Origin of the sequence: Paenibacillus septentrionalis (assembly GCF_042659865.1) — a bacterium.
Taxonomy (GTDB): Bacteria; Bacillota; Bacilli; order Paenibacillales; family Paenibacillaceae; genus Pristimantibacillus; species Pristimantibacillus septentrionalis.
This window is the reverse complement of record NZ_JBHSTE010000003.1, coordinates 393,055-409,392: the sequence shown is the minus strand read 5'-3', so window position 1 is coordinate 409,392 and position 16,338 is coordinate 393,055. Positions and strand designations below refer to the sequence as shown.

Below are 16,338 nucleotides of genomic sequence, written 5' to 3'. Positions count from 1 at the left end.
GGTATACTAGGGCGTGTCGAAGAGGACAGCAAAAATGTTGCCAAAGATCACGCAAGGCGCGTTTGTGAAGGCGTACCAGGGGACGTTGTCAGGCAAACGAAAGCGAAGCATGGGCGAAAAGGCGGCGATCACTATTAGACATGCCCTAGGCGAACAAAACATCAAATCCCATTTTTGTACGGAATAGGGCATCCTCCAGGCTAGGAGGCTGCTCGGAGGTAAGGACCTCTTGCGCAACGATGCCGCTATAACCAATGTCGCGCAGCGCTGCTATAAACGAAGCAAGATCAATTACCCCTTCGCCGGTATATAGACGGTCCTGGTCATGCAGCTGTTTAATAGGCAGCGGTTTCGCATCATTGACATGCACGTATTTAACAAGCGAAGGAGGCAAGCTGCGAATTTCTTCCCAGCTAAGTGCTGTTGTATAGCAATGATAAGCATCGAGCAGCAGACCAACATTAGGCATTTGGATCGCATCAATTAATGCAAGGGTATCCTCTAGGGTATAGAGGAAAGGGTGCTTCCATCGGCTCCGCAAATGATGCGGCCCAACAAATTCCAGAGCTAGCGAGATGTCATAGGGCTGAAGCAGCTTAGCACAGCTTCGTAATCGATTGACTGTCTCAAGTGCAAAGTGTGCAGGAGATAGATCAGTTGAAGGAAGAATGTAAGTCGTACACACCTTAGCACCAAGCAGTGATTGCGCATAAATGCGAGCGGGCAGTCGAAGAAGATCGGCTTGAAATTGCTTTTCAGATTCGCGCCATTGTACGCCAAGATCAAAGGCTCCAGCCGTTAATCGAAAGCGATCAAGTTGTTCTGTTACACGCGCTTTACCGTATTGCTCAATAAGTAAAGCGGCATCCAGCTCAACGGCTTGAAAGCCGTACTGTGCAGCAAGTTCGATATAGTGCATATAATCGTTGATTGGCCCAAGTCCAGCCTGACTTAATCCTCTTAGCATGAAAGGCTACCTCCATTATGTGGTGAATGAGAGCTATTGAATTGATTGACCTGCCTTATCAAAATAACCATCGTATGTTCCTCCAATTTTAGTCGTTATGCTCGTTTCTGTCAGCTTGCAATGTACCCTTGCAGCTGTACATTTGCCGAAATAACGAATGACAATGAGTTGATTGCGCTTGCAACGTTCTACATCATTGCATATACTCAGGCTATGATTCTATGTACGAGCAGAAGGAGATTAGTGAATGATAGCAAAGTTTTTTAGTTTTTATAAGCCCTACAAAAAATTGTTTCTACTTGATTTTGGCTGCGCCATTATCGTTGGATTGCTTGAGCTTGCATTCCCGATTGCGGTTCAGTATTTTGTCGATAATTTTCTGCCGACAGGACAATGGGGCAGCATTATCGCCGCTTCTTTGGCACTGCTAGTGCTGTATATCGTCAATACGGTACTGATGTATGTCGTCAACTACTGGGGACATGCGCTAGGGATCAGCATCGAAACCGATATGAGGAGAAACTTATTTTCACATATCCAGAAGCTGTCCTTCCGATTTTTTGATCAATCTAAGACCGGTCATCTGATAGGCAGATTGACCAATGATATGAACATGATTGGCGAGATGGCGCATCACGGGCCAGAGGATTTATTTATAGCGATTATGACGCTTATTGGTGCATTCGTGCTTATGCTAGCGATAAACTGGAAGCTGGCAGTGCTAACCTTTATTGTTGTGCCGTTCATTATCGTCGTCGTGATGTACTTCAATAAAAAAATGACAGCAGCGATCCATCAGCTTTATAAGGATATTGGCGACTTTAATGCCAGAATTGAAGATAATGTTGGAGGCATTCGCGTCGTTAAGGCGTTTACGAATGAAGCGTTTGAAGAGAAGCAATTCGCCCGCAACAATACGCAGTTTAAGCATACGAAGCTAACTTCCTATAAGCTGATTGCCAAAAACGGCTCCATTACGTATATGATGATGCGTTTTGTTACATTGTTCGTGTTGGTGTGTGGTGGATGGTTTGTCATCCAAGGTGAGCTGAGCCACGGTCAGTTTTTAGCCTTTATTTTGCTGACGAACGTCTTTTTCCGTCCGATTGAGAAAATTAACGCGGTCGTCGAGAGCTATCCGCAAGGCTTCGCGGGCTTTAAGCGATATGTCGAGCTGATGGAAACAGCTCCGGATATCGAGGATGCGCCTGATGCGAAGGAACTGAAAAGCTTCGAACGCGAGATTACATTTGAGCAAGTGAGCTTCGGCTACGAGACGAACAAGCAAATTTTAAGCAATATCGATCTAACGATCAAGCAAGGCCAGACGGTTGCTTTTGTAGGGCCATCTGGTGCGGGTAAAACGACAATATGCAGCTTGCTGCCGCGCTTTTATGAAGTAACGAAAGGCTCAATTCGGATCGATGATGTAGATATTCGGCAATATACCCAGCATTCCTTGCGCAAGCATATCGGAATTGTGCAGCAGGACGTATTTTTGTTTGCGGGTACGATTCGTGAAAATATACAGTACGGCAAGCTTGATGCAACAGAAGCTGAAATATGGGAAGCCGCCAAGCGTGCGCGTTTGGAATCCTTTTTGCTGGACCAGCCTGATGGGCTGGATACCGTAATAGGAGAACGGGGCGTTAAGCTGTCCGGCGGACAAAAACAGCGAATCGCGATCGCGCGCATGTTTTTGAAAAATCCTCCGATTCTCATTCTTGATGAAGCGACATCTGCGCTCGATACTGAAACAGAGGTAGCGATTCAGCAGTCACTCGCTGAGCTGTCAGCGGGAAGAACAACACTGGTGATAGCACATCGTTTAGCTACTATAAAAAGTGCTGATGTTATCGTCGTTGTTACTGAGGACGGCATTGCCGAGCAGGGCAGTCACGATGAACTGCTTGCAGCTGATGGTGTATACGCCAAGCTCTATGAAGCTCAGTTTGGCTTGCAATAACTGGAACTGGCTGTGGCCGTGTTTTGCTACGAGATAGCAGAGCACAGTCACAGCCTTTCTATGTTGCTTCCATGTACTACAGCAGCTTGATGATTTCCTCTTCACATTTGGCAGGTGTAGTTGTCGGGGCGAAGCGTTTCACGACCTGACCTTGACGATCAACTAAAAATTTTGTGAAATTCCATTCAATTTTGCGTGTAAGTACGCCGCGTTTTTGCTCCTTCAAGTAACGAAACAATGGATCTGCCTGATCTCCATTTACATCGACCTTTGCAAACATCGGGAAAGTGACACCGAAGTTCAGCTGGCAAAACTCAGTTGTCTCATCAATGTTCTCAAACTCCTGATTGTTGAATTGACTGCTGGGAAATCCGAGAATAACAAGCCCTCGATCCGCATACTTGTTGTACAGCTCCTGAAGTCCTTCGAACTGTGGTGTGAATCCGCATTTGCTTGCTGTGTTGACGATAAGCACGACTTTGCCCTCGTATTCGCGTAACGAGTGAAGCTCACCCTTCGTGTCCTTTACTTCAAAGTTGTAAATGGTCATTTGCAGCCTCCTTTAGAGCAAGATTTATTGCTCCTGATGGTGATTGACGAGACGAAAGCGAAGATCCTGCTGCATACGCTTGATGGCTTCGGTTTTGTTCCGTACTCCTAATTTATCGTATATTTTTCGCAAATATTTTTCAACTGAGCTTTCACTAAGATAGATGGTTTTTGCGATAAATGCATTCGTATGTCGCTCGTAGATTAACTCAAGGATATGTCGCTCGGTAGGAGTAAGATCAAATTCCCAATAATGCTTGACGTGGTCTGAGCGATGGAGTTTGATTTGTTTATATAAAGTGAGGGGAACAATCGTCCTTCCGCTCATGACGGTGGAGACCATGCATAGGAGTTCTTCTACCGCTGATGATTTGTTCATCATTCCACTAACTCCGCTTTCAATAAGCTGATTAAAAAACGGAACGTAGTCGTAGTCGGTATAAATAATGATATGTATGTGAGGGTACCTTTTTTTCAATTTTGCAGAAAAGGTTACACCGTGTTCTTTATTCAAATTCAATTCAAGCAGCACAATTTGGGGTTCATATTTATCAATTAATTGAAGACTATCTTCATAGGTAGCAGCATATCCACATATCATTATATGTTCAATTGGTTCTAATAAAGAGACAGCTTGCTGAGCGAAATGCTCGTTTGTTTCGATGAGTAGTAATTTAATAAGCATAGTTTCTCCTTACATAAACAATTCATATATATAAGATATTTTAAGGGTAAAAGTAACGAATATTTATAAAGTTTAAATGTACAGAAATGATAGAGTTAGTATATCATAAGTTATATATTTATGTTTATTTTAACAATTTGTAGAAATAAAGAGAAAAATGTCATTTTTTATTAGTTACTAATGCAAATTCTATTATGTTTAGAATAGGGGAGAAATGATGATACATGCAGCCTCTCGAGCTAAAACACTCGTTACTAGCAAATTAGAGCGATGGAGCTATGGCAGCTACTCTTTCGGTCAAAATCTGATTTATATGCTGCAGCTCCAATTTCTAACGTATTTTTATACGGAGGAGGTAGGGTTGAGTTTAGGTGCAACAGCGACACTGCTGTTTGTTGCCAAGCTATGGGATGCGCTGAATGATCCGATAATGGGAGTGGTAGTAGATAAATTGGAATTGAAAACCGGAAAATATACGCCTTGGTTGAAGCTCATGAGCGTATTCGTTCCATTAACGCTGCTGTTTGCTTTTGTCAATCTCGATGCCGCCTATTCACTAAAGCTTGCGTTTGCCTATATGACGTATATATTGTGGGGAATGGCCTATACCGTCTCTGATTCCCCTATGTTCTCCTTATCAACCGTCATGAGTCCAAGCGTGTATGAGCGCGATCGGTTAATTGCCAGTGCACGTATGGCTGGAGCGCTTGCTGCCATTGCGACAGCGGTATTTATGATGCTAAAGGGCTCGCTTGGTTGGTTTGGAGCTGTAGCCGTGTACTGCGCAGCAGCTTTGCTGACGATGCTGCCTCTGCCTTTTGTGGCAAAAGAAAGAGTGTCCTATAGGACAACAGAAACCGTTCCGATTTGGCAGTTTATTAAGTCTTTATTACGCAATAAGTACTTTTTTATTTTTTATACGGGCTATCTATTCATGAGCGCTACCAATACGCTTCAGACCATCGCGGCGTATTTTGCCAATTCGAATTTGGGCAATGAGCAGATGCTGACCGTTCTGCTTGCTGTTCTTGTATTGCCAATAGTCATTGTTTCTCCACTGCTGCCATCACTTATTGTAGCGTTTGGGAAAAAGCGATTAATGATCGCTTGCTGCATCATTACCATCCTATTATGTCTAATACAATATGCGGTTGGCTATGAGCATTTTGCATTATTTTTAGTGATTGCTGCGGTTCGTGTACTAGTTATGCAGATTCCGTTGCTGCTTTATGGCATGTTTACCGCTGATTGCATTGAATACGGCAACGCCATAACCGGGCAGCGTTAGCTTTTTCCGTTCAGACGATGTTTACGAAGCTGGCTGGTGCTCTTTCATCATCGCTATGTCTCGTTCTGCTAGCCTATTTTGGTTATGTGGAGCAGGCCGCACAGCAGACGCAGGAAGCACTGCACGGCATATGGATCATTTTCACGCTTGTACCGATTATTGGCTACAGCGTAATGCTGGTTGCGATGCGTTTTTATCGCCTAGATGAAGCGAAAGTCGCTCAATACCTTGAAGAGAATCAGAAAAAGGCTACGTTTGCGAAATGAGCCAAAACCGTCACAATCTTAGCATAGCGGTGATTTGATTATTATGGCGGAACTGCTATAATTTTAAGAGATGTGGCAAAAGTCTATACATATAACTTGAAAAATAAGGAGGTCAGTTGAAAATGGAAACTGCGATTTATCATACGCATGCAAGCTCATGGATAATTCTAGTTATTTTGTTCGTATTGTCTTACTTTCTTCATAAAAACAAAGTGCTTCCTATGATTCTGCGTTTGTTCTATCTGATTATGATAGGAACAGGTGCCTATATGCTGTTCGGCATTGGAGGCTACGAAGGCGCATATCACCTGAAAATGCTTCTTGCGATCTTGCTGATCGGTGTTATGGAAATGATTCTTGGTCGTCGTAAAAGAGGGAAGAACGTACTCCCATTATGGATTGCACTAGTTATCTTGCTAGTAGTAGTCGTACTAATCGGATATGGCGTTATTTCATTTGGTTAACAAATTAAGCTGCAGTGTTGAGGTTATAACTCACACTGCAGTTTTTTTATTGTCTTGAACTTCTTTCCTTATATTGTTGTATAATGCATTTAATAACGTTTTCATGAAGATGAATGGAGGATGAGTGATGAATCAATTGAAGCTTGTTAGTTCAGAGCCATGTCATCATACGGAAGGTCCACAGTGGCTGAAAAATTCCAATCAATTAATGTGGGTGGATATTGAGGAAAAGGAAGTTCATCTGTACAACGTTGAATCGAAGCAGCATGATGTTATTTCCTTGCCGCAACGAATAGGTGCTGCGGTTCCAGCATCGGACGGCACGATAGTATGCGCGCTTGAGGATGGACTGTATATTGCTGAGCGAGATGGCGGACTAACGTTGCTTGCTGAGCTGGAGCGAGACATGGTTAACAATCGAAGCAACGATGGGAAAGTAGATGCTGCAGGGCGTTTTTGGATCGGCACGATGCCGATGAGCGGTCCGGGATGGACAGGCTCCCTGTACAGCTGTGATGCAGCAGGTCGTATCAAGAAGCATGTGGAGCAGGTAGGCTGCTCGAACGGCATTGATTGGAGTAAAGATGGACGCACGATGTATTACATTGATTCACCTACGAAACGAGTTGATGCATTTGATTTTGATGTGGAAAGCGGTACGATCGCGAATCGTCGTCCTGTTGTGCAGTTTGATGATTCGCTTGGTGTGCCTGACGGCATGTGTACGGATGCCGAAGGCAGATTATGGGTTGCACATTGGGGCGGTCATTGTGTAACGTGTTCGGACCCGGCAACTGGTGAGGAGCTGTATCGCATTTCGCTTCCAGCTTCGCAAGTCACTTCTTGCTGCTTTGGCGGTGCGAATTTGAGCACGCTATATATTACGACGTCGCGTTATGGGTTGAGTGAGGAGCAGCTGAAAGGACAGCCGCTTGCAGGCTCTGTGTTCAGCATCGAGGTTGACGCGATCGGCAAGCTGAATCCAACATTCAAGCGCAGCAATTAACGGGTAATGGGTTATTTCACTATTGACGTTCACTCATGTAAAATAGAGGCTATATGTTATGTAAGAAAAAGGAGCGTTACCTATGAGAGAACAATTGTTGGAACGTTTTATATCCTATGTTCAGGTCGGGACGCAATCTGACCCGAGCTCTGACAGCTGCCCGTCTACCGAAGGACAATGGGTACTGGCAAGACAACTGGTAGAAGAGCTGAAGGAGATTGGCCTGACGGATGTAAGCTTAGATGAAAATGGATACGTTATGGCTACGCTGCCTGCCAATTGCGAGCAGCAGGAGCCGGTGATCGGATTTTTGGCGCACATGGACACCGCAACCGAGCTGACCGGCACAAATGTGAATCCGCAGATCGTAGAGAATTATGATGGTGGAGATATTGTACTGAACGATACACGACAAATCGTATTGTCACCCGAGCAGTTTCCCGAGTTGAAGCAGTATGTCGGGCAAACGCTAATTACAACAGATGGAACGACTTTACTTGGTGCAGATGATAAGGCTGGCATTGCCGAGATCATGACAGCGATGGCTTATTTGCAGGAGCATCCTGAAATAAAGCATGGTACGATCAAGGTCGCCTTTACGCCGGATGAAGAAATTGGCCGCGGAGCGGATCGTTTCGATGTGCAGCGTTTCGGCGCTGATTTTGCTTATACGATGGATGGCGGGCCGCTTGGAGAGCTTCAATATGAGAATTTCAATGCTGCAAGTGCGGTCGTGACCTGCTATGGTCGAAGTGTTCATCCGGGGACTGCCAAGAGCAAGATGATCAATTCTACCCGAATTGCGCTTGATTTTCAGGCAGCGATGCCGATGCTGGAAACGCCTGAGCATACCGAGCATTATGAGGGCTTCTATCATTTGAATCATATCGAGGGTGGTGTCGAGCAGACAACACTGCATTATTTGATTCGTGAGTTCGATAAGAACAAGTATGAGGCGCGCAAGCAATTTATGCAGCAGGTGGCGAAGGAGCTTCAGCAGACGTATGGCGAGGGTTCTGTTCAGATTGAAATCAAGGACAGCTACTTCAATATGAAGGATAAAATCGAACCGAATATGGAGATTGTGAATCGCGCGCACGACGCAATGGTGAAGCTCGGCATTAAGCCGATTGTTCAACCCATTCGCGGTGGTACAGATGGTTCAAGACTGTCCTATATGGGATTGCCGACCCCGAATATTTTTGCTGGCGGGGAAAACTTCCATGGCAAGTATGAGTATGTCGCCCTGGATACGATGGAAAAGGCTGTGCAGGTAATTATTGAAATCGCAAAATGCAAGCAAAGCTGATACAACAGGCGCTATAAACAAGTGCATAAGTTCAGCAGCATAGAATTAAACGGATGGGGGAGCATCAACGTGCAGAAGGTAAAAGTAGGGATTATTGGTTGTGGCAATATTAGTGATGCGTATTTGAAAAACTGTGTGCACTATGAGCAGTTGGAAGTTGTCGCATTGGCTGATTTGAATCTTGAATTGGCAAAAAGCAAGGCATCTACTTATGGAATTGAACGCGTGCTCACAACAGATGAGCTGCTGGCAGACCCAGAGATTGAGATCGTGCTTAATCTAACGATTCCTCAGGCGCATGCGGAGATTAGTTTGTCCGCGCTTGAAGCAGGCAAGCATGTATATTCAGAAAAACCGCTTGCTGTTACGGTTGAAGATGGCAAGCGCATTATTGAAAAGGCGAAGGAACGCAAGCTGCGCGTCGGTGTTGCTCCTGATACCGTGCTGGGGAGCGGCATTCAAACCTGCCGCAAGCTGATTGATGAAGGCGTAATCGGCAAGCCGATAGCTGCAGCTGCATTTATGCTTTCTGGCGGTCCTGAGAGCTGGCATCCTAACCCTGCCTTCTTATATGCAAAAGGAGCAGGACCGATGTTCGATATGGGACCTTACTACTTATCGGCATTCATTACGCTGCTTGGACCAATCAAGCGTGTGACGGGCTCGGCTGTCATCTCATATCCAGAACGTGAGATAACAAGCCAGCCATTGAATGGACAGATGATTGAAGTAGAGACACCTACTCATATTAACAGCGTCATTGATTTCGAAAGTGGCGCAACCGCTACGTTAACGACAAGCTTTGATATTAAAGGAGGAAGTACCCTTCCTAATATTGAGCTGTATGGAAGCGAAGGCTCCTTGATTGTTCCAGATCCGAATACGTTTTCTGGTCCGGTTAAGCTTAGAAAAGCTGGTAGTGATCAATTCGAAGAAATAGCGCTAACCCATCCGTATGATGGACCAGATCGCGGTGTAGGCTTGCTTGAGATGGCGCAAGCAATTCGCGAAAATCGTCCGCATCGTGCAAGTGGAGAGCTGGCACTACAAGTGCTGGAAATTATGCACGGCGTGCATATTGCTTCAGCAGAAGGTCGTCATTACGAGGTGCAGCACACGTGCGAGCGCCCAGAAGCAATGCCGGAGAAAAAGTAACGAGTGTTATGCACAACGGCTGTAGCAAGCATCGAGCAACAATTCAACGAGAAAAATGAATCCGTAAGCCCCTAGTAGCTGTGGGTGACTGCATAATTGCAGTTTGCGCACAGCTACTAGGGGCTTTTTCATGCGATCAAAACGGTAGAGATGAGGCGAACAACGGCATTCACCACGAATACTTGATTGAATTGAATTCAACAGTGCACAGAAAAGTTGTCAACTGGAGCAGAGAAAAGAATATAGAAAAAAATAGAAAACTTTCAATTGACAATGATAATAGTTATTATTACAATTAGCTTTGTTGTTAATCGTAATTATTATGATTTATTAAAAGGAGTGTTAGAGGAATGTACATAAAAAAGGGAGTTGTACTGTTGGCTTGGGCATTGGTGTTGGTATGGATGTCCGGTTGCAGCGACAATCAAGGGAGCACATCTGCTAAGCAAGAGACGAAGGAGCTGGTATACGCAACTGCAAAAGATATTAACGATATGAATCCACATCTGTATCCAGGCTCAATGGCAGCTCAAGGGATGGTATACGAATCGCTCGTTGAAAACACACCGGAGGGCATTAAGCCGCTGCTCGCAGATTCATGGGAAATATCGAATGATGGTAAAGAGTATACGTTCCATTTGCGAAAAGATGTCACCTTTCATGATGGAGCACCCTTCAATGCGGATGCTGTAAAGCAAAATATTGAAGCGGTTCAAAGCAATGCAAGCAAGCATACGTGGATCAAGCTATCTACGATGATAGAAGACATTCATATCTTGGGCGAGCATACCATTCAATTGAAGCTGACAGAGCCTTATTACCCTGCTTTATTAGAGCTTTCCATGACTCGTCCATATGTATTTTTATCGCCGAATGACTTCATTGACGGGGAAACGAAGGATGGCGTCAAAGGCTACAATGGCACAGGCCCCTACAAGCTTACTCAGCATGTAACCGAGCAATATGCTCGCTTCGAAGTTTATGATCGTTATTGGGGCATAGAACCTCAAATCCAATCGATTACTGCAAAAGTACTCCCAGCGGGCGAGACGACGCTGCTTGCCCTGCAAAAAGGAGAAGTAAACTTTGTATTCACCGATGATCGCGGTACAGACAGCCTTGATGTAGAAGCGATGCAGCGACTCGTAGATTCAGGAAACTATCAGATTGTTCGCAGCGAGCCCATGAACACGAAGATGATTGTAGCCAATAGCAGTAAGAAGGAAAGTCCAGTGAGCGAGCTAGCGGTACGCGAAGCGCTATGGCATATCGTTGACCGTGATACGATCAGCCGCGCAATTTTCAGCGGTACAGAAACGCCTGCTAATACGCTATTCTCTTCAAATGTCAACTATGCGAATGTAGAGCTTAAGCACAGGGATTACAATCCACAAGCAGCATTAGCATTGCTGGAGCAAGATGGCTGGCAAACGGTGGACGGCAATGACATTCGAGTGAAGGATGGGAAGCCATTATCCATGAAGCTGTATTACGATGTCAATTCGTCTTCGCAGAAGATACAGGCGGAGCTGCTGCAAAGCGAATCTCTTAAAATTGGCATTCAGCTGGAGTTGATTGGGGAGGAATCCAGCTCCATAGCGAATCGTAGAACGACTGGGGACTATGATCTTCTTTTTAATCAGACATGGGGTTTAGCTTATGATCCGCAAAGCACGATTACGGCCTTCGCATCAGAGACCTCCTATCGTCACACCACGAGCGGCATTCCTCAAGCGGAAGAGCTGTATCGCAAAATTGATGAGGTCATGGTGTCTGTCGATGAAGATACGCGTAAAGCGCTGTATCGTGACATTTTGACAATTGTTCACGATGAAGCCGTATTTATTCCTCTCACTAACGGGAGTGTAACGGTTGTAGCACCTACTCGTCTTCAGGGCATCGGGTTCAAGCAAACGCAATTTGAACTACCATTTGAGCGAATGTACCTTCAATAGAAATAGACAGATGGACCGTACATTTGTAGGAGGTAAGAAAGGTTATGGGAGGTTACATTTTTAAGCGTATATGCGTTGCGCTGCCTTTGCTTATTGTCATTTCGTTTTTGACATTTGTTTTGAATCAGCTATCTCCTATGGACCCTGCGGAGGTCGTCTTGCATGCGCAAGGCGTACCCGTTATAACGGATGAACTGATTGCAGAAACGAAAGCAAAGCTGGGCATGGATCGTCCGTTTATGATTCAATATTTCGATTGGCTCGCTTCGTGCTTTCAGCTAGACTTCGGCAGCTCCTACGTAACTGGCAAACCCGTCTGGTCGTTGCTTGGTCCGGCGCTGCTTAATACATTCAAGCTGACCCTGGTAAGTTCCATATTTATTATTTTCCTTTCGATTGTGCTTGGTGTTGCATGTGCCTTAAGAGAAGGAAAATGGCTCGATCTATCGGTCCGAGGCATTTCCTTCCTTCTAACTTCCTTACCGTCCTACTGGCTTGCTGCACTAATGGTATGGTATTTTTCGGTCAAGCTGGATCTGCTGCCAACAAGCGGGATGGATTCGTACAGCAGCTACATTTTGCCCGTTGCTGTCATTGTTATCGGCTACGCAGGCATTTATTTCAGAATGATTCGCAGCTCCATGCTTAGCAATTTGAATGAGGACTATGTGATGTACGGCAGAGCATGCGGCCTAGCAGAATCAACCATTACGCTGCATGTGCTGCGCAATTCTATGCAGGTGGCTGTATCTGTATTTGGCTTAGCGATTCCTGTCATCTTAGGCAGTACAGTCGTAGTGGAAAATATATTTGCCTGGCCTGGACTGGGCACGCTTACGGTTACTTCGATTCTAGGAAGAGATTTTCCAATTATTCAAGCCTATGTTCTTGTGCTTGCCGTAGCTTTTGTCCTGTTTAATACCGTATCAGACATTATTAATGCAGCGCTTAATCCCCAGCTGAGGAAGGAGTTCTAGATGAAACTGCTTGAAAGATTGCTAAGAGACAAATTGGCCGCTGCATCACTTGGCGTCGTTGCAGTTACGCTTTTGGTAGGCATTTGTGCTCCGTTCATCGCTCCACATCCTCCGAATGAAGTAAATATGGAGTTAAGGTTCGCCGGGGCGTCCTGGCAATATTGGCTCGGCAATGATCACCTTGGTCGCTGCGTCTTGTCGCGCTTGATCTATGGAATACGCCCAAGTGTAATATGGGTGTTTGCAGCCCTTGCTGCATCGGCTTTTGTCGGCGGCCTCCTGGGGTTTATTGCTGGCTATTTCCGCGGCAAGGTCGACGCTGTGCTCATGAGAATCTGTGATTGTATGCTTTCCTTCCCCGGCTATGTTATGACATTAGCCGTTGTAGGCATTCTTGGAGCTGGAATCGAAAATATTCTGATTGCATTTGTTGTGATGAAGTGGGCATGGTTCGCGCGAGTAATACGAACCTCGATCATGCAATATGCCGACGCAGACTACATAAAATTCGCCAAGGTGCTGGGTGCTGGTCACGTTCGGGTTATGGTCAAGCATATTGCACCAGTGGCGATTCCCGATATTGCAGTTACGGCCAGTAGTACGTTTGGATCTATGATCCTGCAAATTTCCGGCTTGTCCTTTCTCGGACTTGGCATTCAAGCGCCGCATGCGGAGTGGGGAATGATGCTTAATGAAGCTAGATCGGTCATGTTTACACGACCTGAGCTCATGCTCACTCCTGGGCTTGCTATCGTCATGGTCGTATCAGCTGTTAATTTCTTGTCCGACTCGCTTCAAAATGCACTTGATCCTAAGCTGATGACGTCGAGTAATCGGAACAAAACTAGTAGGAGTGCAATTCTACCAAAGCTGCGCCGGAAGGAGGTTGCCTAAGTGACATTTCAACTGCTGGAAGTCGAACACTTGAAAATCTGGGATAGTCAGACTGGCGGCGTTCTCGTACCAGACAGCTCCTTCCATCTCGTACAAGGGCAATGTCTAGCTATTGTTGGGGAAAGCGGCAGCGGCAAATCGCTTACGTGCAGAGCGATTATGAGACTCAATCAAGCAAGGCTTTATCAATCGGGCAATATCATTCTTAACGGCGTTAATCTTATGGAGCTTTCTAACAAGGATATGCGCAGCTATAGAGGAAAGCGCCTCTGCATGATTATGCAAAATGGCATGCGTGCCTTTGATCCTTCTCAGCCGATAGGAACATATCTGCTGAAGACGACAGCTGTTCATTATTCTTGGAGCCGTAGTGAAGCAACAGCCAAGCTAGCAGCAGCCTTGGCAAGTGTCGGGCTAAAGGAGCCCGCAGCGGTAATGCGCAGCTACCCGTATCAATTATCCGGTGGGATGCTGCAGAGGGTAATGATTGCGCTGGCAATCGTGCTGGAGCCAGACGTAATCATTGCCGATGAACCAACGACAGCGCTGGATGCTGTCACGCAATATGAGGTCGTCGAGCAATTCGTACAATTACGCAACCGATTAGGCAGCATGGTGATTTTTGTTTCTCATGATCTGAGCATTGTGAAGCGAATTGCGGATGAGGTGCTTGTGATGAAGGATGGAGAGATTGTAGAGCGCGGAACAACCAAGGATATCTTTGCTCATGCAAAGCATCCGTACACCCAATATCTCGTTTCATCCAAGCTTGCCCTGCGTCAGCATTTTACACGTTTGATAGGAGGTGTTGATGTTGCTGAAGGTTAAAGCCGTTAGCAAGTCATACCGTAAAAATGGCTGGCTTAGCAAGCATCGTCAACAGGTGCTGCACGACATCAGCTTCGAATGGAAGCGTGGTGAATGTCTGGGCATCATCGGAGAAAGCGGCAGCGGAAAATCTACGCTTGGTCGTCTGCTTTTAGGAATAGAGAAGCCGGATCAAGGTGAAATCACGTTAAATGGACAGCCAGTAGCACAGCGCAGCGTGAGACGAGGGGTCATTAGTGCTGTTTTTCAGGACTATACCTCATCTATTAATCCCTTTTATACCGTTAGAGAGGCGCTAATGGAGCCGCTGAGCATATTAGGAAGAACCTCTAAGCAAACGGATGTCAATCTCGCAACACTCATGGAGCAGGTTGGACTTGATGCGAGCTACCTTTCAAAATATCCGCATGAGCTTTCTGGGGGGCAGGCGCAGCGCGTATGTATTGCTAGAGCCGTTTCTACGGAGCCGCAATGTATATTACTAGATGAAGCCGTAAGCTCACTTGATAATTCTGTGCAAATTCAAGTGCTTGAGCTGCTGAAAAGCTTGAAAGAAACGTTAGGTGTAGGCTATATATTCATCACACATGATATTGGTGCAGCGGCTTACCTATGCGACAGAATCATGATTATAAAAAGTGGACGGATTGAGGAGCTTGTTGCGGCAGAGGAGCTGAAAAACGTGACCTCTCCTTATGCAAGGGAACTGTTGAACAAGGTCATGATCTAAAAAGAAAGGAGCTTATGTAGTGAAGGGTGCATTGTCCTGGCCGTTTATGAGGCTTTATCTGCTGACGCTGCTGTATTTTAGTGCTAATTCGATTTTAAATGTGATTATTCCACTCAAGGGTGAAGCGCTAGGCGCTTCCAATACGACAATCGGCCTCATAATGGGTTCTTATTTGTTGACGACCATGCTGTTTCGGCCTTGGGCGGGTCAGCTCATCCATCGCTATGGACCGATTCGAGTACTGCGGATTATTTTAACAATCAACGGGCTAGCCCTGCTGCTTTATACATTCACTGATATTGGGGGCTATTTTTTTGCTCGTGTGCTGCAAGGCAGCTGTACCGCATTTTTCTCAATGGCACTGCAACTAGGCATCATTGATGCGCTTCCTGAAAAAGATCGTTCACAAGGCATTTCTATGTATTCGCTTTGCTCCTATTTACCAGGGATACTTGGGCCCATGTTGGCAATCGGTATATGGCAGACAGGAGAGATGAGCGTATTTGCCGTGACCATGATCGTCATTGCAGTATTGACTGGATTAGTAGGCTTTACTGCTTATATGAAACAAGAGCAGCAGCCTGAGCAAGCTGGCGGAAGTAGTTCGTCCAATTCTACAGCTATCGGAATGATAAAGGCGACTAGTCAGCTGATACGCAATCCGCATTTGCTAAAGAGCAGCGTGCTAATGCTAAGCGCATCAATCGTATTTGGAGCGGTAACCGCGTTTGTACCTTTGTATGCGATGCATGTTCCAGGCGGCAGTGCAGCGATTTATTTGATGATACAGGCGGCAGTTGTTGTGGCAGCGCGGTTTTTGCTCAGAAAGAAAATACCGTCAGATGGCAATTGGCGTTCCTCCTTTATGATGGGTACGATGCTGCTGCTGACAGTGGCATCGCTTTGCGTAAGCATGGCTGCGACAGCAGGAGCATTGCTGCTGTACGCAGGTGCCTTGCTAATGGGCGTTGCTCAAGCACTCCTATACCCAACGCTAACGACCTACCTGAGCTTTGTGCTGCCGCAGGATCAGCGCAATGTATTGATTGGCTTGTTCATTGCCATGGCAGATCTTGGCGTATCGCTTGGTGGTATTGTGATGGGTCCGATAGCAGACTTCACATCTTATTCTATGATGTATATGATATGTGCGATTATTGGCGCAGCTATGCTGCTTCTTGCCTATGACAAGAGCGGTATGTTGATGAATAAGGAGTAAAAGACTACAATCTAACGAAATATCTTATCAACTGTCTGTTTATTGTAAGATGAAATGAACGTATTACAGGTTAAAAACAC

Annotated in this window: 14 protein-coding genes and 1 pseudogene; 12 read left to right on the top strand and 3 right to left on the bottom strand. The window is 45.6% G+C overall.

All coding sequences use genetic code 11. The features are described 5' to 3' along the window. Positions 1–145: 145 nt before the first annotated feature. Positions 146–967 (bottom strand): sugar phosphate isomerase/epimerase family protein, encoded by an 822-nt coding sequence (locus ACFP56_RS10120; protein ID WP_379233964.1) that lies wholly within the window; start codon positions 965–967, stop codon positions 146–148. A 247-nt stretch (positions 968–1,214) separates the two neighbouring features. Between ACFP56_RS10120 and ACFP56_RS10115 the strand changes: the two genes are divergently transcribed. Then, on the top strand, positions 1,215–2,933 hold the full coding sequence (locus ACFP56_RS10115; protein WP_379233962.1) for an ABC transporter ATP-binding protein: 1,719 nt from the start codon (positions 1,215–1,217) through the stop codon (positions 2,931–2,933). Between the two features lie 76 nt (positions 2,934–3,009). Here ACFP56_RS10115 and ACFP56_RS10110 read toward each other — a convergent pair whose 3' ends face one another. Both ACFP56_RS10110 and ACFP56_RS10105 read right to left on the bottom strand, forming a co-directional pair. Further along, on the bottom strand, positions 3,010–3,483 hold the full coding sequence (locus ACFP56_RS10110; protein ID WP_379233960.1) for a glutathione peroxidase: 474 nt from the start codon (positions 3,481–3,483) through the stop codon (positions 3,010–3,012). 24 nt (positions 3,484–3,507) lie between these two features. Beyond that, complete coding sequence (locus ACFP56_RS10105) at positions 3,508–4,167, bottom strand: response regulator (protein ID WP_379233958.1); 660 nt, start codon at positions 4,165–4,167, stop codon at positions 3,508–3,510. A 214-nt stretch (positions 4,168–4,381) separates the two neighbouring features. Here ACFP56_RS10105 and ACFP56_RS10100 point away from each other — a divergent pair. From ACFP56_RS10100 to cntE, 11 genes and pseudogenes are all read left to right on the top strand, one after another. Continuing rightward, positions 4,382–5,721 (top strand): annotated as a pseudogene (locus ACFP56_RS10100) (MFS transporter). A 122-nt stretch (positions 5,722–5,843) separates the two neighbouring features. Beyond that, on the top strand, positions 5,844–6,185 hold the full coding sequence (locus ACFP56_RS10095; RefSeq protein ID WP_379233956.1) for a YisL family protein: 342 nt from the start codon (positions 5,844–5,846) through the stop codon (positions 6,183–6,185). A 127-nt stretch (positions 6,186–6,312) separates the two neighbouring features. After that, complete coding sequence (locus tag ACFP56_RS10090; protein WP_379233954.1) at positions 6,313–7,191, top strand: SMP-30/gluconolactonase/LRE family protein; 879 nt, start codon at positions 6,313–6,315, stop codon at positions 7,189–7,191. An 82-nt stretch (positions 7,192–7,273) separates the two neighbouring features. Then, positions 7,274–8,500, top strand: coding sequence for a peptidase T (gene pepT, locus ACFP56_RS10085; protein ID WP_379233952.1), 1,227 nt, complete (start codon positions 7,274–7,276; stop codon positions 8,498–8,500). Between the two features lie 69 nt (positions 8,501–8,569). Then, positions 8,570–9,655: a Gfo/Idh/MocA family protein gene (locus tag ACFP56_RS10080; RefSeq protein ID WP_379233950.1), complete on the top strand. Its 1,086-nt coding sequence runs from the start codon at positions 8,570–8,572 to the stop codon at positions 9,653–9,655. 350 nt (positions 9,656–10,005) lie between these two features. Continuing rightward, the gene (gene cntA, locus ACFP56_RS10075) at positions 10,006–11,610 is read left to right on the top strand and encodes a staphylopine-dependent metal ABC transporter substrate-binding lipoprotein (protein WP_379233948.1); all 1,605 of its coding nucleotides are present in this window, start codon (positions 10,006–10,008) and stop codon (positions 11,608–11,610) included. Between the two features lie 44 nt (positions 11,611–11,654). Then, a complete protein-coding gene (gene opp1B / locus ACFP56_RS10070; RefSeq protein ID WP_379233946.1) occupies positions 11,655–12,587 on the top strand; it encodes a nickel/cobalt ABC transporter permease in 933 nt (310 codons plus the stop codon). Beyond that, positions 12,588–13,481, top strand: coding sequence for a staphylopine uptake ABC transporter permease subunit CntC (cntC, locus tag ACFP56_RS10065; RefSeq protein WP_379233944.1), 894 nt, complete (start codon positions 12,588–12,590; stop codon positions 13,479–13,481). Then, entirely contained in the window at positions 13,482–14,309 is an 828-nt protein-coding gene (gene cntD, locus ACFP56_RS10060) for a staphylopine uptake ABC transporter ATP-binding protein CntD (protein WP_379233942.1), read from the top strand. Then, entirely contained in the window at positions 14,296–15,039 is a 744-nt protein-coding gene (locus tag ACFP56_RS10055) for an ABC transporter ATP-binding protein (RefSeq protein ID WP_379233940.1), read from the top strand. The genes cntD and ACFP56_RS10055 overlap by 14 nt, the downstream gene beginning before the upstream one ends. A gap of 19 nt (positions 15,040–15,058) precedes the next feature. Beyond that, positions 15,059–16,258, top strand: a complete 1,200-nt coding sequence (gene cntE / locus ACFP56_RS10050) for a staphylopine family metallophore export MFS transporter CntE (protein ID WP_379233937.1) — start codon at positions 15,059–15,061, stop codon at positions 16,256–16,258. The last annotated feature ends 80 nt before the right edge of the window (positions 16,259–16,338 follow it).